This is a genomic window from Paucibacter sp. M5-1 (assembly GCF_027498415.2).
GTDB lineage: Bacteria > Pseudomonadota > Gammaproteobacteria > Burkholderiales > Burkholderiaceae_C > Roseateles_E.
Genome location: NZ_JAPZLM020000001.1, coordinates 620354 through 643628 on the forward strand (window position 1 = coordinate 620354; position 23275 = coordinate 643628).

Consider the following 23275-nt stretch of genomic DNA (forward strand, 5'->3'; position numbering starts at 1 on the left):
AAAGTGCACGCCAGGCGCACGAAGCAGGCCGACTCAAGCCAGCAAGCGTGGCGCCGAAAATACCGATGCTGCGTCGCAGCACTAGTATGGTGCGAAGAGCGGACCTGTCATGTGGACGTCATATTCAAAACGAGGCCTCCAATTCAGGCGACCGGTGCCGGCCGCCACTTAAATAGCGTGCCGCTGGCGTGAATACTTGGCGCGTGCTGCGCTCTTGACATACTTGTCAAAGCCCCGGCGGCAAGTGGTTTCAATAGAATCGCGCCAGTATTTGCACAGGCTCTGTCTCATAGTCATTCGTCAGCTCGAAAAGCTCGCCGCAAGCCCCTGTTGCCCACCCCAAACGAAGCCCCAGCGATGAATCCTCAACCACCGCGCGCCACGCCGCGCCCCAGCCCCCAGCCGCTGGACCCGCGCACGCTGGGCCGCCCCGTGCACCTGCTGCCGCGCTTTGCCGAGCAGCTGGGCGAGGCGCTGGGCGAGCTCTTCCTCGGCCACAACCGCCGCTACCGCGCCCAGTACGAGATCGGTGCGATCAGCATCAAGCCGGTGGGCCCCGAGGCGGTCGCCGGGCGCTGGATGGTGGGCGAGGCCGCGCATGGCCGCGTCGCCTGTCTGGCCGAGCGCGCCCTGGTGCTGAACCTGATGGCGCACCGCTACGGCAACGCCGGCGCCGGCAGCAGCGAGCCGCCGGCCGAAACCGCCACCGAAGAGCGCATGCTGAGCTGGCTGTGCCTGCAATCGCTGCAATGCGCGCTGCGGCTGATCGGCGAGCCCGCCGATGCCGCGGCAACGCCGACCTTGCAGCCCAGCCTGCAGCCCCAGCTCAGCGCCGGCTCCTGGTTCATCCAGATCAGCGTGCGCGAGCTCGGCCAGGGCCTGCAGAGCCAGCTGCTGCTGGCGCTGGACCCGCTCTATATCGGCAAGCTGCTGAAGCGGCTCGGCCAGACCCAGCCGCAGCCTCCCAAGGCCGACACGCAGCAGCTCGCCAAGCAACTCAAGCTCAAGCTCGAGGCCCGGCTGCTGGAGCAGACCCTGCCGCTGGGCGAGCTGCTGGACCTGCGCCCCGGCGACCTGATCCCGGTGCGGCTGAAGAGCACCGATGTGCTGGTCGACGGCGCCCTTCTCTTCACGGCCTCGGTGGCCGAACACCAGGGCAAGCTGTGCCTGACCTCTTTCGTTGACGCGGAATGACCATGAACGACAACCAAGCTATCGACGCCTTGCTCAACGACTTCCCCGAGCAAGACCTGGCCCTGCCCAACGAGGTACCGGCCGAGCCGGCCCGGCCGACCCGGGATCTGCCCAAGCTGATGCGCAAGATTCCGGTGACGCTGACGCTGGAGGTCGGCGAGGCCAAGCTCTCCTTGCACGACCTGGCCCATCTGCAGGCCGACAGCGTGGTCGAGCTGAACACGCTGGCCGGCGAGCCGCTGACCATCAAGGTCAACGGCACCGCCATCGGCCGTGCCGAGGTGGTGGTGTCGGGCGAGAACTACGGGCTGAAGATCATCGAGATCGCCGGCCTGGATCTGGACCAGCTCGGCTCATGACGCTGCTGCGCGGCCTGGCCGCCTCGGTCCTGGGCACGGGCCTCGCCCTGCTGCACCACCCCGCGCTGGCGCAGACGCTGAAGATCACCGGCGCCGCGCCCGGCGGGGCGGCCAACGAGTTCACCGTCAAGACCCAGGTCCTGATCATCATGACACTGCTCGGGCTGCTGCCCGTGCTGGTGCTGATGATGACCAGCTTCACCCGCTTCATCATCGTGCTGTCCCTGCTGCGCCAGGCCCTGGGCCTGCAGCAGGGCTTGCCGAACCGGCTGATCACCGGCGTCGCGCTGATACTGACCATCCTGGTGATGCGCCCGGTCGGCGAGCAGATCTGGGAGAAGGCGATGGTGCCTTATGACGCCGAGAAGATCACGCTGATGCAGGCGCTGAAGATCGCCGAGGCGCCGCTGTCGCGCTTCATGCTGGCGCAGACCAACAAGAGTTCGCTGGCCCAGATCGCCAAGCTGGCCGGCGAGGAAGGCGTGGCCAAGCCCGAGGACCATGGCTTCACCGTCAAGCTGGCGGCCTTTGTGCTGTCCGAGCTGAAGACCGCCTTCCAGATCGGCTGCATGCTCTTCATCCCCTTTCTGGTGATCGACCTGGTCGTGGCCTCGGTGCTGATGGCGATGGGCATGATGATGCTCAGCCCGCTGGTGATCTCGCTGCCGCTGAAGCTCCTGCTGTTCGTGCTGGTGGACGGCTGGACCCTGACCGTCAACACCTTGGTGACCAGCGTGAGGGCCGTCGGATGACACCGGAAGTCGCGGTTGACCTGCTCAACGAATGCCTGAACATGGTGATGCTGCTGGTCGCGCTGACGGTGGTGCCCAGCCTGATCGTCGGCCTGCTGGTCAGCCTGTTCCAGGCCGCCACCCAGATCAATGAGCAGACCCTGAGCTTTCTGCCCAAGATGCTGGTGACCCTGCTGGTGATCGGCCTGGCCGGGCGCTGGATGGTCGGCTATCTGATGGACTTCTGCGTCTCGATCTTCGAGCGCGCGGCCACCCTGGTCGGCTGAGGGCGGCCCATGGAGCTTGAGTTTGCCCAGCTTGTGACCCTGCTGAGCGCGCTGTGGTGGCCGTTCTGCCGGGTCATGGCCATGCTCAGCGCGGCGCCGATGATCGGTGAGGCCATGGTGCCGATCAGCGCGCGGGTGCTGCTGTCGCTGGCGCTGGCCGTCGTGCTGATGCCGATCTCGCAGGCCACCGCGCTGAGCGTCGATCCCTGGTCGATGGCCGGCGTGCTGGCCGCCGCCGAGCAGGCGCTGCTGGGCTTCGTGCTGGGCCTCGCTTTCCATCTGGCGATGGCGGTGATCACCGTGCTGGGCTTTTTGCTGTCCTCGCAGCTGGGCCTGTCGATGGCGGTGATGAACGACCCGATGAACGGCTCGTCCTCCGATGTGATCACCGCGCTGCTGAGCATGTTGTGCATGCTGGTGTTCTTCACCGTCGATGGCCATCTGCTCTTTGTCCAGGTGCTGGGCAGCAGCTTCAAGGTCTGGCCGGTCGGTGCCGGCATCGCCGGGCTCCAGATGGACACGGTGGCCTACAACCTGGCCTGGGTGTTCTCCGCCGCGCTGCTGCTGGCGCTGCCGGTGATCTTCTCGACCCTGGTGGTGCAGATGGGCCTGGGTCTGCTGAACCGCGTCGCGCCCAGCCTGAATCTGTTCTCGCTGGGCTTCTCGCTGGTGACCTTGTTCGGTCTCTTCATGCTGAGCCAGATCCTGGCCCATGTGCCGGCCCACTATCTGCGCATGACCCAGCAGGTGCTGGACATGATTGACCGCGGCCTGAAGTCGGGGGCCGGCCATGTCTGAGTCCAGCAGCGCCGACAAGAGCGAGAAGCCCTCAGAACAGAAGCTGAAGAAGGCCCGCGAACAGGGCCAGGTCGCGCGCTCCAAGGATCTGCCGATGGCGGTGGGCATCCTGCTGAGCTTCAAGCTGCTGCTGCTGTGCATGCCCATGTACCTGGATGATTTCGACATGCTGTTCAAGCTGGCCTTTGCGCCGCTGGACCTGGACGGCGCGCAGGACAATGTCTGGTCGGCCGCCTTCGGCGCCTGCCTGCTGCTGTTGCTGAAGATGGTGGCCCCGCTGCTGCTGCTGCCGCTGACGCTGATGCTGGCCTCGCTGATGCCCGGCGGCCTGATCTTCGCGACCTCCAACTGGGCGCCCAAGCTGAGCCGGCTCAGCCCGATGAGCAATCTGGGTCGGCTCTTCAGCGCCAAGCACTACAGCGATCTGGGCATCTCGATCCTGAAGGTGATCTGCCTGCTCAGCGCCCTGGTCTATCTGAGCCGCAGCCTGGCCGGCGCCTATGTCGCGCTGCAGGGCCAGAGCCTGGATCAGGCCCTGATCCATGGCGCCGCGCTGAGCATGGACAGCCTGATGGTGATGGCCGCCCTGCTGGCCATCTTCGCGCTGCTGGACGCGCCGCTGCAGCTCTTCTTCTTTCTGAAGGGCCAGCGCATGAGCAAGCAGGACCTGAAGGAAGAACACAAGCAGAACGAAGGCCGGCCCGAGGTGCGCCAGCGCATCCGTCAGCTGCAGAATCAGCTGGCGCGGCGCGGCGTGCGCCAGACCGTGCCCGAGGCCGATGTCGTGATCGTCAACCCCGAGCATTACGCGGTGGCGCTGCGCTACGACGACAAGCGCGCCGAGGCGCCCTTTCTGCTCGCCAAGGGCGTCGACGAGATGGCCTTCTACATCCGCGAGATCGCCCAGCAGCACCAGGTGCAGATTCTGACCCTGCCGCCGCTGGCCCGCGCGATCTACAACAGCTCCCAGGTGCAGCAGCAGATTCCCGCCTCGCTGTACCAGGCCGTCGCCCAGGTGCTGAGCTATGTGATGCAGCTCAAGGCCTTCAGGTCGGGCGCACGCAAGAGCGCCCCCCACTTGCCCGCCGATCTGGCGGTGCCCCCTCATTTGTCTGACCCGCCATGAATCCCATGCAACGCCTAGGCGCCCTGATGCGCGAGTACCGCGTCGCCGCGCCGCTGTTCCTGATGGCCATCCTGGCCATGGTGATACTGCCGCTGCCGCCGGTGCTGCTGGATGTGCTGTTCACGTTCAACATCGTGCTGGCCATCGTCGTGATACTGGTCAGTGTCAACAGCAAGCGCCCGCTGGACTTCGCGGTCTTCCCCAGCATCATCCTGGCGACCACGTTGATGCGGCTGTCGCTGAACGTGGCCTCGACCCGCGTCGTACTGCTGCATGGCCACGAGGGCACGCATGCGGCCGGCCAGGTGATCGAAAGCTTCGGCAATGTCGTGATCGGCGGCAACTTCGTCGTCGGCATCGTCGTCTTCGTGATCCTGATGGTGGTGAACTTCATCGTCGTCACCAAGGGTGCCGAGCGCATTTCCGAGGTGTCGGCCCGCTTCACGCTGGACGCGCTGCCCGGCAAGCAGATGGCGATCGACGCCGACCTGAACGCCGGACTGATCAACCAGGAGCAGGCGCAGAAGCGCCGCAAGGATGTCGGCTCGGAAGCCGACTTCTATGGCGCGATGGACGGCGCCAGCAAGTTCGTGCGCGGCGACGCGATCGCGTCGATCCTGATCCTGATCATCAATATGGTCGGCGGCGTCGCGATCGGTGCCTTCATGCACGATCTGAGCCTGGGTGATGCCTTCCGCACCTATGCGCTGCTGACCATCGGCGACGGCCTGGTCTCGCAGATTCCGGCGCTGCTGCTGTCGGCCGCAGCGGCCATCATCGTCACCCGCGTCAGCGACGCCGGCGACATGGAAAACCAGATCGGCGAGCAGCTGCTGGCCTCGCCGACCGTGCTCTACAGCGCGGCTGCGGTGATGGTGGCGCTGGCCGTGATCCCGGGCATGCCCACCTTCGCCTTCCTGAGCTTTGCCGCCGCGCTGGCTTATGTGGGCTGGCGCATGGCCAAGCGCGCCGGCGAGGCGATCAAGCCGGCCGCACCCATCGAGGCGGCGCTGCTGACCGGCGCGCCCCCCGAGCTGGACTGGCGCGCGCTGCCGGTGGTCGAGCCGCTGTCGGTCAGCCTGGGCTACAAACTGGTCGGCCTGATCAACCCCGAGAACGGTGCGCCGCTGCAGCAGCGCGTCAAGGGGATGCGCCAAAGCCTCAGCGAGACCCTGGGCCTGCTGCTGCCGCCGATCTCGGTGCGCGACGATCTGTCGCTCAAGCCCAGCCAGTACGCGGTGCTGCTGGGCGGCAGCGTGATCGCCCAGGCCGAGGTCCATCCTGACCGGCTGATGGCGATCGCCTCGGCCCAGGTCTATGGCGAGCTTGACGGCGTGCCCGGCGCCGACCCGGCCTACGGCCTGCCGGTGACCTGGATCGAGCCGCAGCACAAGGCCCATGCGCTGGGCCTGGGCTACCAGGTGGTCGACGTGCCCAGCACCATCGCCACCCACCTCTCCAAGCTGGTGCGCGAGCAACTGCCCGAGCTGCTGCGCTTCGACGATGTCTCGGCGCTGCTGGAGCGCCTGACCGCACTGAGCCCGAAGCTCGCCGCCGCACTGGACAAGGCCTATGGCCACAGCCAGCTGCTGAAGATCCTGCGCCTGCTGCTGGCCGAAAGCGTGTCGATCAAGGACATCGTCAGCATCGCCAGCACCCTGGTCGAGAACGCCGAGGCCACCAAGGACCCTATCCTGCTGGCCGCCGAGGTGCGCTGCGCGCTGAAGCGCCAGATCGTGGCCCAGCTGTGCGGTCCGGTCGGGGCCATGCGCGTCTTCAATATCGGCGCCGAGCTCGAGAACCTGCTGCTGGGCGCGCTGAACCAGGCACGCCAGGGCGGCGCCAAGGTTCAGCTCGACAGCTACCCGATCGACCCGCAGTTGCTCGGCCAGCTGCAGCAGCACATGCCGATGGCGCGCGATCAGATGAAGGGCCAGGGCGCCGCGCCGGTGCTGCTGGTGATGCCGCAGATCCGCCCGCTGCTGGCGCGCTATGCCAAGCTGTTTGCGCCGGGTCTGGCGGTGCTGTCCTATAACGAAGTGCCCGAGCAGCGCGAAATCGCGGTGATCGGCTCGCTAGGCTGAGCCGCTCGGCGCATCCGCATGCTGCAACACCCAGACGATCTCGGCGGCGGCCCGGAACAGCGGGCCGCTGGAACCTTGCGCGCCATGGAGAGTCTGGGTGCCTGCGCGGGGCGCGTCGACCGCGATCAGCCGGCTGCTCAGCTGGCAGTGGCGCAGCGCCAGAGGCACGCCCGCCAGTGCCGCCGCGATGCGGGGCATCAGCGCGCGCAGGGACTGAAGGGTTGGCAGTTTTTCGGCCGACAGCTGCAGCCACAGGCCCTGCTGCCATTTCAGCAGCAGCTGAACCCAGCCGCCCTGAAAGCTCAGGTGCACCGTCAGCGCCAGCACACCGTCCCCGGCGTCCGCGGGCTCGCCGACCTCGTCGCCGCCGTCCGGCAACAGCCAGCCCTGCGGCGGCGCCTGGATCAGGCGCAGCAACAAGGCCTGGGCATTCCAGCCCAGCACCTGGGTCGGCGGCGGCTGCAGCCCCTGTGGCTGCGCCGGTTCGGCGACCACCGGGCTGGGCAGCCCCAAGCGCGACGCATCGGCCAGCACCCGGCTGCGCCACTGCATGGCCAAGGCCGCAGGGCTCAGCGCGGAGGGCAGGCGCAGCTGCAGCTGCCAGGCCTGATCGCTGCGCAGCGCGGCCAGCTCGCCCTCGGCCACAGCGCTCTCGCCAGCCGGGCGCTGCGGCCGATGTTCGATCAGGGCCAGCTCGAGCTTGGGCTGGGTGGACAAGACCTGCAAAAGCAGCTGGTCGCCGGGCATCGCCGTGCCTGGCGGCAGGCGCATCAGCAGGCCGCTGCCGTGCTGGCCCAGCAACTGCCCTTGCGCGTCCTGCTCGACCAGCAGACGCAGCAGCTCGCCGACCTGGCGCGGCGGCATCGCCGTGTCGGCATGCCAGCTCAGCACCGGGCGAACGGCGGAGACGGCGGCTATGGCGGAGTTGGGCAGCGTCATCTGGGTGTCCTGTACCCCATGGAAGGCGACCTGGATCGCCAAACAATTAAACGCCGGCTCCCGCCGGACCCCAAACCCATCCCTGTCGAGACGCTATGAGCGCCCTGCCCGCCATCCATATCTGCCTGATCCACCCGCCCGGCTACGCGCATGGCGACGCCTTGCTGGACCCGGCCATCTACTTCCAGTTCCAGTTCCAGCGCTTCGGTGCCGAGGTCAGCATGGAACGCAACTACCTGCGCCATGGTGCCGTCAACCTGGTGTTTGGCGCCCATCTGGGCTTTGACATCCGGCTGTGCCAAGCCTACAGCTGCATCTTTGTCAATCTGGAGCAGCTCGGCCGCGAAGGCGCGCGCCTGCCGGCAGCCTATCTGCATCTGCTGCGCAACTCGGCGGTGATCGACTACGACCCGGCCAACCCGCCGCAGTGCAGCGACTATCCGGACGACATCCCGATCACCTCCTTCCAGTACGCGCCCTATATGGCACAGGACGACGCGTTGCCGCTGGAGCAGCGGCCCATCGATCTGCTGTTCTTCGGCAGCATGAACGAGCGCCGCGCCGGCTTGCTCAAGCGCATCGAGGCCTGCGGCCGCCGGGTGATGGTGGCACCCTTCCCGCTCTACGGCGCCGAGCGCGACGCGCTGATCCGCGAGGCCAAGGCCGTCGTCAATGTGCCCTTCTACGAGAGCGCCCGCTTCGAGCAGGTGCGGGCCTTTCTGTGCCAGTCGCTGGGCACGCCGGTACTGTCCGAGCGGCGTGCGGCAAGCCAGCCGCCGGCCGCCTATGAGGACTGCATCGGCTGGTTCGATGAGCAGGACCTCGAGCGCCTGTTCGGCCAGGAGTTCGGCACGCCGGCCTTTTACGCCAGGCTTTACGCCCAGCTCGAGCGCTTCAGGCAGACCGACCCGGTCGAGCAGTATGCCGATGCGCTGGGCTTCGCGGCCGGCTTGTGGCAGGTGCACAGCCAGGGCGCCATCGGCCAGACCGCCCAGGACCTGGCGCTGGGTTTTGGCGCGGCGCCGGCCGGTGCGGCCCCGCTCCTGCCGAACCGCCCGGGTCGCAAGCCGGCTCCGCTGTTCCAGTACCTGGACGATGCCGCCGACAAGGCCGGCCGCCAGATCGACGCCGGCCGCCACGACGAGGCGCTGAACATCATCGCGCTGGCCGTGCACCAGCATTTCTGTCTGCCCGGCGTGGCCCACCATGGGCTCTACTACCCCGACTTCGACCGCCAGATCGAGCGCCTGACGCGCGCGCTGGGCACCAAGCCCGGCGCCGCATCACCGCGCGCCGAGCCGGCCGATGTGACGCTGATCGTCGCGACCGAGCTGTTCCAGGTCGGCGGCCATACCAAGGTGCTGGAAGATATCGCCCGCGCGGTCGAGCGGCCGGTCATCGTGCTGACCGATCTGTTCTCGACCTACCAGAACGACGGACCCAAGATGCGCTGGATACGCGAGCGCTTCGAGGGCATCGAGGTGATCTGCCTGTCCGAGCCCACACTCTGGGACAAGAGCCGCGCGCTGGCCCGCATCGCCGCCGGCCTGCCGCTGGCCCAGATCGTCTATCTGCAGCATCACCAGGACCCGGTCGCCTTTGTCGGCACGCTGTGGCATCCCAGCGCCGGCAAGACCCTGATCCACCACTGCGACCACAACCCCAGCCTGGGCTGCACGCTGGCCGGCGTGGCCCATGCCGACCTGTCCGAGATGCTGGCCCAGACCTGCGGCGGCCAGTTGGAGCAGCCGGTCCATCTGCTGCCGCTCTATGTCGCCGACCAGGGCTGCCGCCCGCTGCCCGCCGCCGGCCAGCGCCGCTCGGTGGTCACCTCGGGGCGGCCGGGCAAGTTCGTGCAGACCGGCGAGTTCGCGCTGCACAAGATCGTCGCCGCCGCGCTGAGCGCGGTCGACGGCGAGTTCTACTTCATCGGCCCGCTGGACGACAGCTGGATTGCCTTTGTGCGCAGCCAGCTGCGTGCGCAGCGCATCGATCCGTCCCGCTTCGTGCCGCTGGGTCTGGTGCCGTCGCTGTGGGAGGCCCTGCGGGCGCTGCCGGACGCCGCCTTCTACATCGGCTCGGCGCCGGTGGGCGGCGGACGCGCGGCGATCGAGGCCCAGGGCGCCGGCCTGCCGGTGCTGTTCTTCTCGGGCATGGAGGCCGGCTCCCTGGTCGAGAACTTCAGCGTCTATGCCGAGCGCGAGCTGGGCTGGGCCAGCGCCGAGCAGCTGGCCGCGTTGCTGGGTGAGCGCGGCAGCGCGGCCGCAGCGCTGGCGCAACAGGCGCGCGCCTACTACGACGCGCAATTCTCCTGGCCGCAGTTCCGCCGCCAGCTCGAAGCGCTGCTGGGCACAGCGGCGATGGCCTGAGGAAGCGACGGTCGGGGCTTGGCGGCCCCGACCCGATTCAGGCGGCGCTCAGCGGCGCGGGCGCCAGCCCGGCCTCGTGGCGCTCCCACATGCGCAGCAGCAAGGCCTCGAAGTCGCGGGTGTAGCGGCGGCTGTCGAACAGCGGCAATTGCATGCGCTGCTCGCGCAGATGGGCCTGGGCGGCGCGCAGCTCGTCCAGCCCGGTCAGCAGGCTCACCGCCTTGTCGACATAGGCTTGCGGGCTGGCGCAGACAAAGGCCGGCAGCTCGCAGGCCTGCACCAGGCTGGCGGCGACGCGGGAGGCAAAGGTCTCGCCCGGCACGGTCAGTACCGGCACGCCGGCCCACAAGGCCTCGCTGGCCGTGGTGTGCGCATTGCAAGGCCAGGTGTCGAGCACCAGGTCGGCACATTGCAGCCGGGCCAGATTGTCATTGCTGCCGATCAGCGGCGAGAACAGCAGGCGGCTCGCATCGATGCCGCGCGCGGCCATCTCCTTGCTCAGATTGCGCTGGGCGGCCTCGTTCCAGGCCAGCAGCCACAGCACGGCCTGGGGCACGGACTTCAGGATCTGGGCCCACAGATCGGCCATCTCGGCGGTGATCTTGTAGCTCTGGTTGAAGCAGCTCAGCACCAGCGCATCCTCGGGCAGGCCCAGCAGCGCGCGCGGCGGCTTGTTCGGCAGCGCCCGGCGGCTGTCGTTGGGCTGGTAGCTGTGCGGCATCTGGGCGATGCGCTCGCTGTAGTTCGGCGCATGAGCCAGTGGCGTGACGGCCGCATCGCCGACCACATAGTCGATGAAGGCCGCGCCGGTCGAGCCCGGATAGCCCAGGTAGCTGACCTGCACCGGCGCCGGGCGGTAGCCCAGGATGTGCATGCGGCTGTTGTGCGTGTGGCCCTTCAGGTCAATGACGATGTCGATATCGTCCTCGCGCATCAGGCGCGCGACCTCGACATCGGCCAGGCTCTTGACGCTGCGGAAATGGTCGGCCGCGGCGCGCAGGCGCAGCTGCTCGGGCGAGCCGTCCTCGGGGCTGTGGCAGTACAGAAAGATCTCGAAGCGCTCGCGATCACGCAGCTCCAGCAGCTCGGTCATCAGGATGGCCGTCGCATGCATGAAGAAGTCGGACGACAAATAGCCGATGCGCAGCCGCCCCGGCCGGCGCGCGCCGCGCGGCGCCAGCGGCTCGATCGAGCGGCCCAGCGCGGCGCAGCGCAGCTGCCCGACCCGCAGCTGTTGCTGCGCGCTGCTCTCCAGCGCCAGCAGCGTGAACGGGGCAATCTCCAGCACCGCCGCATCGCTGCCCTGGGACAGCTCGTCGAGCATGGTGTTCTTGTGGCGCTGCAGCTGGGGCCAGTCGCAGATCAGGGCGAGCTGGAACACCAGGCGCGACAGCGCCAGCGCCCGCACATCGGGTCGCACGTTCTGGGCCGTCAGCACCGCGGTCTCGAAACAGACGGCGGCCTGGCTGGCCATGTTCAGGTCCTTGAGCACCAGGCCCAACTGGAAGTGGGCCAGGCTGTTCTTGATATTGAGCTGCAGGGCCTGGGTCAGCAGCGGCACCGCCTCGGCCATGCGCGGCGTGAAAAGCAGCGCCTCGGCCTGCATCATCAGCAGCTCCTCGTCGCGCGGCACCTGGGCGGGCAAGCGGGCGCAGACCGCCAGCAGCTCGTCGCTGCGGCCGCGCTTGCGCAGGCATTCGGCCAGCAGCTTGACCGCGGCCAGGCTGTGGGGCTCGAGCTCAACCAGGCGTTCGGCGCTTTGCTGGGCGCCGGCCAGATCGTTCATCGCCATCTGGGCCTGCACCATCGACAGCCAGAGCTGGCTGTCCTTGGGCAGCTGGTGCAGGGCGCGCCCGAACTCGCGCGCGGCATCGCTCCACTGCTGGCGCGTCATCGCGCGGTGGCCGGCCTCACGGTACTGCTTTGCCCTGAGGGTCTGCTGGAAACTGCTCATGCGATCCCGTCCTGCGCGTTGTTGACGCGAAATTCTAGAAAGGTCCGGACCGACGCCGGCCGAGGCAGGCCCTGCCGACGTGCGGCTTGTCACGCCGACCCCATAAAAAAAGCCAGGCGCAAGCCTGGCTTTCGATGCGGCGGTGCGCGGACCGCCGCCGTCACGGCAACTGCGGCAATTACTGCAGCAGCGACATGACCATGCCGGACATGCCGTTGCTCTGCTTGAGCATCGACGACGAGGCCTGCATCAGCATCTGCTTGGTCGTCATGTTGGAGGTCTCCGTCGCGTAGTCGACGTCCATGATGCGGCCCTTGGCTTGCGACACATTGGTCTTCATGTTCTGCAAGTTGTTGTAGACGTGGTCCAGGCGGTTGGCACCGGCGCCCAGCTCGGCGCGCAGTGCACCGATCTTGTCCAGCATCGTGTTGGCATTGGTGATGGCCGTCGTGGCGGTGCCGGCGGTCGACACATTGCCGCCGGTCAGCGTGGCTTGCGCGCCGGTCGCAGCGGACAGCGAGGCCGACGAGTTGAAGGCATAGACCTCGGCAGCGTCCGAACCGATCTGGAAGGAGGCGGCTGCGGCCAGCGTCGCACCGGCGCCGCTGAACAGAGCCTGACCACCGAACTTGGTGTTGGACATGATGTTGTTCAGCTCGGCGCTCAGGGCCTGGAACTCCTTGTCCATCGCGGTCTTGTCGTCGGCGTTGGAGGTGGCGTTGGAGGCTTCCGTGGCCAGGTCCTTCATGCGCAGCACGATGTTGCTGACTTCATTCAGAGCGCCTTCGGCGGTCTGCAGCATCGAGATGCCGTTTTGCGTGTTGCGCTGGGCCACGGCCATGCCGCGGGTCTGGGCGTTCAGGCGGGTGGCGATCTGCAGGCCGGCGGCATCGTCCATCGCGGAGTTGACGCGCAGGCCGGTACCCAGACGGCTCATCGAGGTGGTCAGGGCACGTTGGGTGCTGCCCAGCGAGCTTTGGGTGGACAGGGCGGCGGCGTTGGTGTGCAGGCTCAACATGATGTTTTCACTCCAGAAGAAGGGTTGTGTCTTCGTTGGCGGGCAGGAACTTCTGCCCTCACCGGTACAAGGCGGCAGCCGTGCCGGCGGACTTAAATCGCTGAAGCAAAAAAAGCGAAACCCGCCGAAGCGGGCTTCGCTGCGCGACTTTGTTCACACAAAGCCGCCCATGGGCACCAGGAATCAGCCGATGCGCACCGGCACGAAGATCTTTTCCGAGCCGCGCTGCACCAGCAGGGCCACCGATTTATCGGCCGCGGCCACCACCTCGCGCACCTGCTCGACCGAGCTGACCGGCGTGCCGTTGATTGCCAGCAGCACATCGCCGGGCCGCACGCCGGCGCGGGCCGCAGCGCCGCCGGCGTCCTGCACCACCAGGCCGCCCTCGGCACCGCGGCGCTCGCCCTGCTGCAGCGGCCGCAGCGCCAGCCCCAGCTTGCCGGCCGGCGTGGCCTGCTCGTCCTCGGCCTTGGCCTTGGCCTGCTGCGGCTCGCCGGCTTCGCCGAGCTTGGCCTTGAGCTGCTCACGCTTGCCCTGGCGCCAGATTTCCAGCGTGGCGGTCTCGCCCGGCGTGGCCTGGCCCAGCAGGGCTGGCAGATCGCTGGAGGCGACGATGGGCTGATCGTTGAACTTCAGCACCACATCGCCGGAGCGCAGTCCGGCCTGGGCCGCCGGGCCACCGGCCTCGACCCCGGCCACCAGCGCGCCGGCCGGGCGCTCCAGCTTGAAGGAGTCGGCAAAGCTCTGGTTCACATCCTGGATGGTCACGCCCAGGCGCGCATGGCGAGCCTTGCCGCCGCCCTGGATCTGCTGCTGCACCCGGGTCGCCACCTCGATAGGGATCGCGAACGAGATGCCCTGGTAGCCGCCCGACTGGCTGTAGATCTGCGAGTTGATGCCGACCACCTCACCGCGGGCGTTGAACAGCGGGCCGCCCGAGTTGCCGGGGTTGACCGCCACATCGGTCTGGATGAAGGGCACAAAGGTCTCGTCGGGCAGGGCCCGGCCCTTGGCGCTGACGACACCGGCGCTGACGCTGTTCTCGAAACCGAAGGGCGAGCCTATCGCCAGCACCCATTCGCCGACGCGCAGGTCCTTGCTGCTGCCCAATTTCAGCGCCGGCAGGTTCTTGGCCTCGATTTTCAGCACCGCCACATCGGTCTTGGGGTCGCTGCCCAGCACCTTGGCCGGGAACTCGCGCCGGTCGGTCAGCTTGACCATCACCTCCTGGGCGTCGCGCACCACATGGGCATTGGTCAGTATCAGGCCGTCGGCGCTGACGATGAAACCCGAGCCCTGGCCACGCGTGGGCATCTCGCGGGCCTGGCCCGGTTGGCCCGGCACCTGGAAACGGCGGAAGAACTGGTAGAAGGGATCATCGGGATCCAGCTGCGGCGCGGCGCGACTGGTCTTGACGCTGCCGGTAACGCTGATATTGACCACGGCCGCACCGTTTTGCTGGGTGATCTGGGCAAAGTCGGGCAGCACCGTGGCTGCAGCGGGCGATGGAGCAGGCGCTGTGCTGGGCGGCAGCGCCTGGACAGGTGCCGCCGGCGCGGGCTGGCCGGGCTGGGCGCTGGCGGCCGGCGGCGTGGCCGTTTTCTGCAAGGCCGCCGCGCCGATCGCGCCGCCGCCAACGCCTATCAGTCCGGCGGTCGCCAGGGCCCAGACCAAACGCTTGGCCGGGATCATTGTTTCTGCTGCTGCCATAAAGCCTCCTGCTAAAAAGTGAGCGTCGATGGGCTCACTATGGCAAGCAAGACTTAGGTGGCACTTAAGGCGCGCTCTTGTCGAACAGCACATCCACCCGCAGCCCGCCGAGCGCCTCCGAGCGCTCCAGCGCGAGCCGGGCGCCGTGGCGTTCGGCAATCGACTTGACGATGGCCAGGCCCAGGCCGGAGCCGCTGGCCTGGGCCTGCTGCTCGCTGCTGCGATAGAAACGATCGAACACGCGCTCGCGCTCCTCGGGCGCGATGCCGGGGCCGCTGTCCTCGATGCGCAGCCGCGCCGTGCCGCCCTCGTCCAGCAGCAGTACATCGACCCGCCCGCCCTCGGGCGTGTACTTGAGCGCGTTGTCCAGCAGATTGCGCAGCAGCACGGCCAGCGCATCGGCCTGGCCGGGAACGCTGACCGCGTCGGCCCGCAGCAGGCCCAGGTCGATCTGCCGCAGCTGCGCGCTGGCGGCCAGCTCGCCCATCAGCTGGCGGGTCAGCGGCTCCAGCGCGACCGGCCGCCTCTCGATGCTGCCCGCCGCCTGCTGGCGCGCCAGCAGCAGCAGCTGCTCGACCAGATGGCCGGCCCGCTCGATGCCGGCGCCCAGGCGCTGCTGGATCAGCGCGCGCTCGGGCTCGCCGCCGCTGCGCTGCAGGGCCTGCAGCTGCAGCTTCAGCGCGGTCAGCGGCGAGCGCAGCTCATGGGCGGCGTCGGCAACGAAATGCTGCTGCGCGTCGAAGGCCTGGCGCATGCGCGCCAGCAGCGAGTTCAGCTCCTGCACCATGGGCTGGATCTCGGCCGGCAGGCCGCCCTCGCCCACCGGCGACAAATCCTCGGCCGCCCGCGCCGCCAGCTGCTTACGCACCCGCTCGACCGGCGCCAGCGAGCGGCTCACCACCCAGCCCACCACCGCCATCAGCAGCGGCAGCACGATGGCGATCGGCGTGATCGTACGCCAGGCCAGCCGCCCGGCCAGGCGCTGACGCACCGCCAGTTCCTGGGCCACCTGCACCACCCGGCCGCCGGTCTGCATCGACAGCACGCGGTACTGCTTGCCCTCCGACTCGACAGTGGTGAAGCCCAGCACCGCGCGCTGCGGCAGCCGCGCCCGCGGCGCCGGCGCGAACAGCTGCAGACCGTCGTCGGTCCAGGCCTGGATGATCAGCTCCAGCTCCTCGGGCAGATGGCGCGGCGGCGCCGCGCCGCCGATGGACAGCGCCATCTGCTGCATCTGGTAGTCAAAGATCGCATCGGCCTCCTGCAAGGCCGTGCGGTAGGCGCTCCAGGCCTGCAGCAACGCCGCCAGGCTGACCGCGCCCAGCAGGAACAGCATCAGCCGGCGCCGCAGCGAGGGGGCAGGTCTTGCCGTCATCATTGCTTGGGCACCATATAACCGAGGCCGCGCACATTCTGGATCAGGCCGGGCCCGAGCTTCTTGCGCAGGCCGTGGATATAGACCTCGACCGCATTGCTCGTGACCTCGTCCTTCCAGCTGTAGAGCTTCTCCTCCAGCTGCTGGCGCGACAGCACCAGGCCCGGCCGTGCCAGCAGCGGTTCCAGCACGGCCCATTCGCGCGCCGACAGCGTGACCGGCTGGCCGCCGACCGTGGCCTCATGGGTGGCGGGATTCAGGCTGACGCCCAGATGCTCGTAGACCGGCTCGGCGCGGCCGCTGGCGCGGCGCAGCAGCGCGCGGATGCGGGCCAGCAGCTCGTCAAGCTCGAAGGGCTTGAGCACATAGTCGTCGGCGCCGGCGTCCAGCCCTTCGACCCGCTGCGCCAGCGCATCGCGGGCGGTGGCGATCAGCACCGGCTGGCGCTGCTTGCGCGCGCGCAAGGCGCGCAGCACGCTCATGCCGTCGCGCCGCGGCAGGCCCAGATCGAGCAGCAGCAGGTCGTAGTCCTGGGCCTGCAGCGCGGTGTCGGCCTGCTCGCCGTCGCGCACCCAGTCGACCGCATAGCCCTCGGCGCGCAGCAGGTCCAGCAGCTGCTCGCCAATCATCTGATCGTCTTCCACCAGTAATAAACGCATGCCGGTATTGTCCACAGCCCCGCCTGGCCAGACTTAGGCCAGGCTTAAGCCGGGGCGCGGAGGTCAGTACAGATAGGTCAGCATCACCATGCCGGTAGGGGTGCTCTTGCGCTGCACGATCGGGCTCTTGCCGGCATCACCCAGAAGATGATTCACGCCCAGCGAGGTCACGACGCCCCACTTCTTGTCGATCTTGTAGTTCCAGTTGATGCTGGCCTCGACCGAATGGAAGCCGGCCTTGGGCGCATAGGCCTTGAACTTGGTGGCCGCCGCCTGCTCGGGGGTGACACCGAAGAAGGTCTGCATGTACTTCTTGTCACCGGCCGTCGCTCCCAGCTCGATCGAAACATCGCTGCTGTCATTGCCCCAGATGCCGGCGCTCGCGCCCAGCCTGAAGACCGTGCCATGCTGGAGCGCCTTGTCACCGAGCTTGGCGTTCTTCTTGCCCTTGCTCAGCGGCAACTCCACGCCAGCGCTGAGTTCGACGGCATCCATCAGGTTGTAGCTGACCCCCAGATTGAGGGTGGCGGTGGTCTTGATCTCGCCCATGCCCAGCAACTCATTGGCGCCGCCGCCGCCCAGGCCCTTCTTCTTGTCGCGGTCTTCGCGGCCGCCGCGCAGGCCGAGGCCGGCGCTATAGCCGAACGGGCCGCTCTGGCCGCCCCAGCCGATGCCGCGCAGGGTGCTGGCATAGAAACCGTTGCTCATGCTGTAGTCGATCCCCGGCATGACGCCACCTTCGATCTTCTTGGAGCCGGCGTACTTGGCGCCGAAGCCCAGCCCCAGGCCCAGCATCAGGGTGTTGCCCTCGGGCTGCGCCTGATCCTTGGCCTGGGCCTGGGCCGCGCCGATCAGGCTCAGCAGGGCCAGGGTCAGCAGCGAAGCGCGGAAGTTGCAATGACGGGTGTTGGTATTCATGGATGCATCGGGCTTTCAAGTGAGTAAAGCGGAGGGAAAACGATCGACGGCGCAGCTCATTCCATATCGCCGACGATCTCGGCAAAAGGGGTCTTGCCGCTCAGACGGGGGTTGGCCTTCATCAACGCCTTGCTGAGCTTGAGCGTGATGCGGCCGCTGGCGTCCGGCATATAGGTCTTGGGCCCCTCGGGCAGGTGGGCGGTCAGCGCGCACTCGGCCTGGGGCTGGCAACGGAAGTGCAGGCTGTGGACCGTCGGGGCGAACAGACTCATCAAGCCGGCCTGGCTTTTGATGAAGGCATTCATCTGCGTCACCGAACGCATCAGATCGGCGTAATGCAGCTCCCTGCTGTCAGCCACTTGGGCCAGCAGGTCGATGCTGAGTTCAACGCCGGCCTCGGGCTGGTTGGCCATCAGCATGGGATTGAAGCCCGGACGGGCCAGCGCGGCGGGGCGATCAAAGCTGCCATCGGCGCGCAGCGGGATTTCGATCTTTTGGCCCTGGTCTTCATACCAGACCGACAGCGGCTTGCCGGCCTGCTTGGACCAGATGCGGTGGCGCAGGCCGAAGGCGTCGCGCTGGTCGGCGGGCAGCTTGTCCAGCGCGGCCGCCATCGAGAACAGTTCCGCGGCCGGCAGCTTGGCGTTTTCGGCGGCTCTGGCTGGCTGGACCAACGCCAGCAACAGGGCAAGAGTCAGAAAATAGGGCATGTCGGGAGTCCGGCTGTTGGGGTCAGGTGTTGCGGATTCCATGCAGTGTCGGCCCCTACGCTGAAGACTTCCTGGACCCCAGATGAAGGCGGGCTGAATCGGGCTGGCCGGCGGCGCGCCACCCCTGCAGATCTTGCGGGCCGGTGTGTTTTCCCACGGCTGTGGCTCTTGGCACGCCAAACCATGGCTACAATCCCGCCGGTCAGGAGAGAGCTTCCTAGCGGAAGCCGCCGAAGGCGCAGTGGCGATGGTGATCCCAAGCTGCGAACGCTCAGGCAAAAGGACTGACAAAACGCCCAGAACCGGGCGTTCCTCACTGGAGAGAGGCGGGCCCCGAGTCCGTCCACCGAAGGGGCAAGCTGTTGGCGAACCGTCAGCGGTCAATCTCTCAGGTAAGCCGGACAGCGAGGGCATCCCCCCGCGCCCCCGATGGGCGTGGGCTGTTTGAATGCCCTCGGAGTTTTCCAGATGTCCGCCGACGCTCTCCTCAAGACCCCCCTGCACGCCCTGCATCTCGAACTCGGCGCCAAGATGGTGCCCTTCGGCGGCTATGACATGCCGGTGCAGTACCCGTCGGGCGTGATGGCCGAGCACAAGCACACCCGCGCCGCGGCCGGCCTGTTCGATGTCTCGCATATGGGCCAACTGCGCCTGGTCGGCGCCGGCGCCGCCGCCGCGCTCGAAACCCTCGTGCCGGTCGACGTGATCGACCTGGGTGTGTTCAAGCAGCGCTATGCGCTCTTCACCAACGAGCAGGGCGGCATCCTCGACGACCTGATGATCTGCCGCCGCCCCGATGATCTGTTCGTCGTCGTCAATGCGGGCTGCAAGGTGCAGGACATCGCCCATCTGCAAGCCACCATCGGTACCAAGTGCGAGGTCATCCCCATGCCCGAGCAGGCGCTGCTGGCGCTGCAGGGCCCGCAGGCCGTGACCGCGCTCGCGCGCCTGAATCCCGAAGTCGCCAAGCTGACCTTCATGACCGGCGGCTTCTTCGAGCTCGACGGCATCCCGACCTTCCTGACCCGCTCCGGCTACACCGGCGAGGACGGCTTCGAGATCTCGGTGGCCGGCGCGCAGGCCGAGGCCCTGGCGCGCAAGCTGCTGGCCCAGCCCGAGGTCAAGCCCATCGGCCTGGGCGCGCGCGACTCGCTGCGCCTGGAGGCCGGCCTGTGCCTGTATGGTCATGACATCGATACCGGCACCACGCCGGTCGAGGCCTCGCTGACCTGGGCGATCCAGAAGGTGCGCCGTGCCGGCGGTGCGCGCGCCGGCGGCTATCCGGGCGCGGCCGTGATCGACGCGCAGCTGGCCGGCGGCGCCGCACGCAAGCGCGTCGGCCTGGTCGGCAGCGAGCGCATGCCGGTGCGCGAAGGCGCCAAGCTGGTGGATGAGGCCGGCGTCGAGATCGGCGTCGTCACCAGCGGCACCCTGGGCCCGACGGTCAATAAGCCGGTGGCCCTGGCCTATCTGAACAGCAGCCATGCGGCCCAGGGCACCCAGGTCTGGGCCATCGTGCGCGACAAGCGCACACCGATGACCGTCAGCCCCACCCCTTTCACCCCCAACGGTTACTACCGCGGCTGATCAGTCGCACCCCTACTTCACGGAGCACCCCATGAGCACTATCAAGTACACCGCCGACCACGAGTGGGTCCAGATCGAAGCCGACGGCACGGCCACCGTGGGCATCACGGTCCATGCGCAGGACGCGCTGGGCGATGTGGTCTTTGTCGACCTGCCCGCCGTCGGCGCGAGCTTTGCCGAGAAGGATGTGGCCGGTGTGGTCGAGTCGGTCAAGGCCGCGGCCGATGTCTATATGCCTGTGTCGGGTGAGATCACCGAGGTCAACGAAGCGCTGCGCGACGACCCCTCGCTGGCCAATAGCGACCCGCTGAAGGCCGGCTGGTTCTTCAAGGTCAAGCTCAGCAAGCCGGCCGAGCTGGACGCGCTGATGGACAGCACGGCCTATGACGAGCTGGTCAAGGGCCTGTGAGCCCCTCGCCCGGGGTGTACCCCGGGTGATCCCCCGAGGGGATCAAGCCGCCCTTGGGGCGGCCCGGCGGGCGACTTGTTTCGGCCGTGATTGAAAGACGCGGGCACCTGGTGCCCGCTGTTGTATTGCAAGGATTGTTGCCATGTTGATGTCTGCTCTGAAGCCCCTGGGCGAGCTCGAGAACGCCGCCGAATTCCACGCCCGCCATATCGGCCCCGATGCGGCCGACGAGGCCGGCATGCTGTCGGTGATCGGCGCCGCTTCGCGCCGCGCGCTGATCGAGGCCATCGTGCCCGCCAGCATCAAGCGCGCCGTGGGCATGGACCTGCCCGCCGCCGCCAGCGAGGCCCAGGCCCTGGCCGAGCTGAAGGCGGTCGCCGCCAGGAACCGGGTGCTGAAGAGCTATATCGGCCAGGGCTACTACGGCACCCTGACCCCCGGCGTCATCCTGCGCAACATCCTCGAGAACCCCGCCTGGTACACCGCCTACACGCCCTACCAGGCCGAGATCTCGCAAGGCCGCATGGAGGCCCTGGTCAACTTTCAGACCATGGTCACCGACCTGACCGGCATGGCCATCGCCAATGCCTCGATGCTCGATGAGGCCACGGCCGCCGCCGAGGCGATGACCCTGGCCGCCCGCGTGGGCAAGAGCAAGAGCCAGGTCTTCTTCGTCGCCGACGATGTGCTGCCGCAAAGCCTGGAAGTGATCCAGACCCGCGCCGCGCCGCTGGGCATCACGGTGCAGGTCGGCCCGGCCGCCGAGGCCGGCAAGAGCCCCTGCTTTGCCGCGCTGCTGCAGTACCCGGGCGTCAACGGCGAGATCCGCCCCCTGCAGGCGGCCGCCGACGCACTGCATGCGCAGGGCGCGTTGCTGATCGCTGCGGCCGACCTGCTGGCCTTGACCCTGCTGAAAGCCCCCGGCGAGCAAGGCGCCGACATCGCGATCGGCACGACCCAGCGCCTGGGCATGCCCATGGGCGCCGGCGGCCCGCATGCCGCCTATATGGCCTGCAAGGACGAATTCAAGCGCAGCCTGCCGGGCCGCCTGGTCGGCGTCAGCATCGACGCCCATGGCAACAAGGCCTACCGCCTGGCGCTGCAGACCCGCGAGCAGCACATCCGCCGCGAGAAAGCCACCTCGAACATCTGCACCGCCCAGGTGTTGCCGGCCGTGGTCGCCAGCATGTATGCGGTCTATCACGGCCCGGATGGCCTCAAGCGCATCGCGCAGCGCGTCGCCAGCTACACCGCGCTGCTGGCCAAGGGCCTGAAGGCTCTGGGCTATGAGATCGCCAATGCGGGCGCCTTCGACACGCTGCAGGTCCTGAGCGGGGACAAGACAGCCGCGCTGCTGGCCGGCGCCGTCGCCGCCGGCATGAACTTCCGCCGCGCCTCGGCCACCAGCCTGTCGATCTCGCTGGACGAGACCAGCACGCGCGCCGATCTGGCCGCCATCCTGGCGGTGTTCGGCGCGGGGGCGACCGACTTCGAGGCCGCCGAGAAGGGGATTGCCGCGCTGATCCCGGCCGAGCTGCTGCGCACCAGCGCCTATCTGACCCACCCGGTCTTCAACACCCACCACTCGGAAACCGAGATGCTGCGCTACTTGCGCGCCCTGGCCGACAAGGACCTGGCGCTGGACCGCAGCATGATCCCGCTGGGCTCCTGCACGATGAAGCTCAATGCCACCAGCGAGATGATCCCGATCACCTGGCCGGAGTTCGCGGGCGTGCACCCCTTCGCGCCGCAGGATCAGCTGGCCGGCTATGCGCTGCTCAACGAGCAGCTGACCGCCTGGCTGTGCCAGGCCACCGGTTATGCCGGCATCAGTCTGCAGCCCAATGCCGGCTCGCAGGGCGAGTACGCCGGCCTCTTGGCGATCAAGGCCTGGCACGAGTCGCGCAACGAAGGCCACCGCAAGATCTGCCTGATCCCCGAGTCGGCCCATGGCACCAACCCGGCCTCGGCCCAGATGGTAGGCATGAGCGTGGTCGTGACCAAGTGCGACGCCGAGGGCAATATCGATCTGGCCGACCTGAAGGCCAAGTGCGAACAGCACAGCGCGAACCTGGCCGCGATCATGATCACCTATCCCTCGACCTATGGCGTGTTCGACACCCATGTCAAGGAGATCTGTGCGCTGGTCAAGAGCCATGGTGGCCGCGTCTATGTGGACGGCGCGAACATGAATGCGCTGGTCGGCGTCGCCGCACCCGGCGAGTTCGGCGGCGATGTTTCGCACCTGAACCTGCACAAGACCTTCTGCATCCCGCACGGCGGCGGCGGCCCGGGCGTCGGCCCGGTCTGCGTGGTCGAGGACCTGGTGCCCTTCCTGCCGGCGCATCGCAGCGCGGGCCTTGGCAGCGAGACCAATATCGGTGCCGTCTCCGCCGCCCCGCTGGGCAATGCGGCCGTGCTGCCTATCTCGTGGATGTATGTGCGCATGATGGGCGCCGACGGCCTGACCGCCGCGACCGAGACCGCCATCCTGTCGGCCAACTATGTGGCCGCCCGTCTGGCCGATGCCTACGACATCCACTTCAGCGGCAATATCGCCGGCGTCAAGGGCGGCGGCGTCGCCCATGAGTGCATCCTGGATCTGCGCCCGCTCAAGGAGACCTCGGGCGTGTCCGCCGAGGACGTGGCCAAGCGCCTGATCGACTACGGCTTCCATGCGCCGACGCTGTCCTTCCCGGTTGCCGGCACCTTGATGGTGGAACCGACCGAGAGCGAGTCCAAGGCCGAGCTGGACCGCTTCTGCGACGCAATGCTGGCGATCCGCGCCGAGATCGCGAAGGTGGAAGCCGGCAGCTGGTCGCGCGAGGACAACCCGCTGGTCAACGCGCCGCACACCGCCGAGAGCCTGCTGAAGGCCGACTGGACCCATGGCTACACGCGCGAGGAGGCGGCCTACCCGGTCGCCACGCTGCGCCGCCAGAAGTACTGGGTGCCGGTGGGCCGGGTCGACAATGTCTACGGCGACCGCAATCTGTTCTGCAGCTGCGTGCCGCTGTCCGAGTACGAGCAACAAGCCTGAGCGAGGTA

19 protein-coding genes and 2 riboswitches are annotated in these 23275 nt (G+C 67.9%); of the genes, 11 read left to right on the plus strand and 8 right to left on the minus strand.

Annotated features, from left to right (window positions below; translation table 11 throughout):
- The first annotated feature begins 357 nt into the window (after nucleotides 1-357).
- The 7 genes from O5M90_RS02845 to flhA are packed head-to-tail and all read left to right on the plus strand — an operon-like array spanning nucleotide 358 to nucleotide 6579.
- The gene (locus O5M90_RS02845; RefSeq protein ID WP_269841514.1) at nucleotides 358-1194 is read left to right on the plus strand and encodes a FliM/FliN family flagellar motor C-terminal domain-containing protein; all 837 of its coding nucleotides are present in this window, start codon (nucleotides 358-360) and stop codon (nucleotides 1192-1194) included.
- On the plus strand, nucleotides 1191-1553 hold the full coding sequence (gene fliN / locus O5M90_RS02850; RefSeq protein WP_137943429.1) for a flagellar motor switch protein FliN: 363 nt from the start codon (nucleotides 1191-1193) through the stop codon (nucleotides 1551-1553). Before O5M90_RS02845 ends, fliN begins: the two co-directional genes overlap by 4 nt.
- Nucleotides 1550-2305, plus strand: a complete 756-nt coding sequence (gene fliP, locus O5M90_RS02855) for a flagellar type III secretion system pore protein FliP (protein WP_137943430.1) — start codon at nucleotides 1550-1552, stop codon at nucleotides 2303-2305. Before fliN ends, fliP begins: the two co-directional genes overlap by 4 nt.
- Nucleotides 2302-2571 (plus strand): flagellar biosynthesis protein FliQ, encoded by a 270-nt coding sequence (gene fliQ / locus O5M90_RS02860; RefSeq protein WP_137943431.1) that lies wholly within the window; start codon nucleotides 2302-2304, stop codon nucleotides 2569-2571. The genes fliP and fliQ overlap by 4 nt, the downstream gene beginning before the upstream one ends.
- Before the next feature lie 9 nt (nucleotides 2572-2580).
- Entirely contained in the window at nucleotides 2581-3369 is a 789-nt protein-coding gene (fliR, locus tag O5M90_RS02865; RefSeq protein WP_262972880.1) for a flagellar biosynthetic protein FliR, read from the plus strand.
- A complete protein-coding gene (gene flhB / locus O5M90_RS02870) occupies nucleotides 3362-4495 on the plus strand; it encodes a flagellar type III secretion system protein FlhB (protein WP_137943433.1) in 1134 nt (377 codons plus the stop codon). The genes fliR and flhB overlap by 8 nt, the downstream gene beginning before the upstream one ends.
- Nucleotides 4492-6579: a flagellar biosynthesis protein FlhA gene (flhA, locus tag O5M90_RS02875; protein ID WP_269841513.1), complete on the plus strand. Its 2088-nt coding sequence runs from the start codon at nucleotides 4492-4494 to the stop codon at nucleotides 6577-6579. Before flhB ends, flhA begins: the two co-directional genes overlap by 4 nt.
- Here flhA and O5M90_RS02880 read toward each other — a convergent pair.
- Nucleotides 6571-7518 carry a hypothetical protein gene (locus tag O5M90_RS02880; protein WP_269841512.1) on the minus strand — a complete coding sequence of 316 codons (948 nt, stop codon included), beginning with the start codon at nucleotides 7516-7518 and terminating at the stop codon, nucleotides 6571-6573. The genes flhA and O5M90_RS02880 overlap by 9 nt on opposite strands.
- Nucleotides 7519-7613: 95 nt before the next feature.
- Between O5M90_RS02880 and O5M90_RS02885 the strand changes: the two genes are divergently transcribed.
- Nucleotides 7614-9887 (plus strand): hypothetical protein, encoded by a 2274-nt coding sequence (locus O5M90_RS02885; protein ID WP_269841511.1) that lies wholly within the window; start codon nucleotides 7614-7616, stop codon nucleotides 9885-9887.
- A gap of 37 nt (nucleotides 9888-9924) precedes the next feature.
- Here O5M90_RS02885 and O5M90_RS02890 read toward each other — a convergent pair whose 3' ends face one another.
- The 7 genes from O5M90_RS02890 to O5M90_RS02920 all read right to left on the minus strand — a co-directional run bounded on the left by O5M90_RS02890 (nucleotide 9925) and on the right by O5M90_RS02920 (nucleotide 18231).
- Nucleotides 9925-11841 carry an O-linked N-acetylglucosamine transferase, SPINDLY family protein gene (locus O5M90_RS02890; protein WP_269841510.1) on the minus strand — a complete coding sequence of 639 codons (1917 nt, stop codon included), beginning with the start codon at nucleotides 11839-11841 and terminating at the stop codon, nucleotides 9925-9927.
- 178 nt (nucleotides 11842-12019) lie between these two features.
- Nucleotides 12020-12859, minus strand: a complete 840-nt coding sequence (locus O5M90_RS02895; protein ID WP_137943438.1) for a flagellin N-terminal helical domain-containing protein — start codon at nucleotides 12857-12859, stop codon at nucleotides 12020-12022.
- A gap of 183 nt (nucleotides 12860-13042) precedes the next feature.
- Nucleotides 13043-14569: a DegQ family serine endoprotease gene (locus tag O5M90_RS02900; RefSeq protein ID WP_269841509.1), complete on the minus strand. Its 1527-nt coding sequence runs from the start codon at nucleotides 14567-14569 to the stop codon at nucleotides 13043-13045.
- 64 nt (nucleotides 14570-14633) lie between these two features.
- Nucleotides 14634-15944: an ATP-binding protein gene (locus O5M90_RS02905; protein ID WP_269841508.1), complete on the minus strand. Its 1311-nt coding sequence runs from the start codon at nucleotides 15942-15944 to the stop codon at nucleotides 14634-14636.
- The gene (locus tag O5M90_RS02910; protein WP_269841507.1) at nucleotides 15944-16603 is read right to left on the minus strand and encodes a response regulator transcription factor; all 660 of its coding nucleotides are present in this window, start codon (nucleotides 16601-16603) and stop codon (nucleotides 15944-15946) included. Before O5M90_RS02910 ends, O5M90_RS02905 begins: the two co-directional genes overlap by 1 nt.
- Before the next feature lie 63 nt (nucleotides 16604-16666).
- Nucleotides 16667-17521, minus strand: a complete 855-nt coding sequence (locus tag O5M90_RS02915; RefSeq protein ID WP_269841506.1) for a MipA/OmpV family protein — start codon at nucleotides 17519-17521, stop codon at nucleotides 16667-16669.
- Nucleotides 17522-17577: 56 nt separating this feature from the next.
- The gene (locus O5M90_RS02920; protein ID WP_440401806.1) at nucleotides 17578-18231 is read right to left on the minus strand and encodes a hypothetical protein; all 654 of its coding nucleotides are present in this window, start codon (nucleotides 18229-18231) and stop codon (nucleotides 17578-17580) included.
- Nucleotides 18232-18424: 193 nt separating this feature from the next.
- Nucleotides 18425-18528, plus strand: a riboswitch (glycine riboswitch).
- 9 nt (nucleotides 18529-18537) lie between these two features.
- Nucleotides 18538-18646: riboswitch (glycine riboswitch) on the plus strand.
- A gap of 53 nt (nucleotides 18647-18699) precedes the next feature.
- Between O5M90_RS02920 and gcvT the strand changes: the two genes are divergently transcribed.
- From gcvT to gcvP, 3 genes are all read left to right on the plus strand, one after another.
- Nucleotides 18700-19818 (plus strand): glycine cleavage system aminomethyltransferase GcvT, encoded by a 1119-nt coding sequence (gene gcvT / locus O5M90_RS02925; protein WP_269841505.1) that lies wholly within the window; start codon nucleotides 18700-18702, stop codon nucleotides 19816-19818.
- Nucleotides 19819-19849: 31 nt separating this feature from the next.
- A complete protein-coding gene (gene gcvH / locus O5M90_RS02930) occupies nucleotides 19850-20227 on the plus strand; it encodes a glycine cleavage system protein GcvH (RefSeq protein ID WP_137943444.1) in 378 nt (125 codons plus the stop codon).
- A gap of 142 nt (nucleotides 20228-20369) precedes the next feature.
- A complete protein-coding gene (gene gcvP / locus O5M90_RS02935; protein ID WP_269841504.1) occupies nucleotides 20370-23267 on the plus strand; it encodes an aminomethyl-transferring glycine dehydrogenase in 2898 nt (965 codons plus the stop codon).
- Nucleotides 23268-23275: the final 8 nt, after the last annotated feature.

Coding starts and splice junctions, on each gene's coding strand:
- O5M90_RS02915 (WP_269841506.1), bottom strand. CDS start 17,521: ATGAATACCAACACCCGTCATTGCAACTTCCGCGCTTCGCTGCTGACC.
- fliR (WP_262972880.1), top strand. CDS start 2,581: ATGGAGCTTGAGTTTGCCCAGCTTGTGACCCTGCTGAGCGCGCTGTGG.
- O5M90_RS02905 (WP_269841508.1), bottom strand. CDS start 15,944: ATGACGGCAAGACCTGCCCCCTCGCTGCGGCGCCGGCTGATGCTGTTC.
- fliN (WP_137943429.1), top strand. CDS start 1,191: ATGACCATGAACGACAACCAAGCTATCGACGCCTTGCTCAACGACTTC.
- O5M90_RS02890 (WP_269841510.1), bottom strand. CDS start 11,841: ATGAGCAGTTTCCAGCAGACCCTCAGGGCAAAGCAGTACCGTGAGGCC.
- fliQ (WP_137943431.1), top strand. CDS start 2,302: ATGACACCGGAAGTCGCGGTTGACCTGCTCAACGAATGCCTGAACATG.
- O5M90_RS02885 (WP_269841511.1), top strand. CDS start 7,614: ATGAGCGCCCTGCCCGCCATCCATATCTGCCTGATCCACCCGCCCGGC.
- O5M90_RS02910 (WP_269841507.1), bottom strand. CDS start 16,603: ATGCGTTTATTACTGGTGGAAGACGATCAGATGATTGGCGAGCAGCTG.
- O5M90_RS02900 (WP_269841509.1), bottom strand. CDS start 14,569: ATGGCAGCAGCAGAAACAATGATCCCGGCCAAGCGTTTGGTCTGGGCC.
- O5M90_RS02845 (WP_269841514.1), top strand. CDS start 358: ATGAATCCTCAACCACCGCGCGCCACGCCGCGCCCCAGCCCCCAGCCG.
- gcvP (WP_269841504.1), top strand. CDS start 20,370: ATGTTGATGTCTGCTCTGAAGCCCCTGGGCGAGCTCGAGAACGCCGCC.
- gcvT (WP_269841505.1), top strand. CDS start 18,700: ATGTCCGCCGACGCTCTCCTCAAGACCCCCCTGCACGCCCTGCATCTC.
- O5M90_RS02920 (WP_440401806.1), bottom strand. CDS start 18,231: ATGCCCTATTTTCTGACTCTTGCCCTGTTGCTGGCGTTGGTCCAGCCA.
- flhB (WP_137943433.1), top strand. CDS start 3,362: ATGTCTGAGTCCAGCAGCGCCGACAAGAGCGAGAAGCCCTCAGAACAG.
- O5M90_RS02895 (WP_137943438.1), bottom strand. CDS start 12,859: ATGTTGAGCCTGCACACCAACGCCGCCGCCCTGTCCACCCAAAGCTCG.
- flhA (WP_269841513.1), top strand. CDS start 4,492: ATGAATCCCATGCAACGCCTAGGCGCCCTGATGCGCGAGTACCGCGTC.
- fliP (WP_137943430.1), top strand. CDS start 1,550: ATGACGCTGCTGCGCGGCCTGGCCGCCTCGGTCCTGGGCACGGGCCTC.
- gcvH (WP_137943444.1), top strand. CDS start 19,850: ATGAGCACTATCAAGTACACCGCCGACCACGAGTGGGTCCAGATCGAA.
- O5M90_RS02880 (WP_269841512.1), bottom strand. CDS start 7,518: ATGACGCTGCCCAACTCCGCCATAGCCGCCGTCTCCGCCGTTCGCCCG.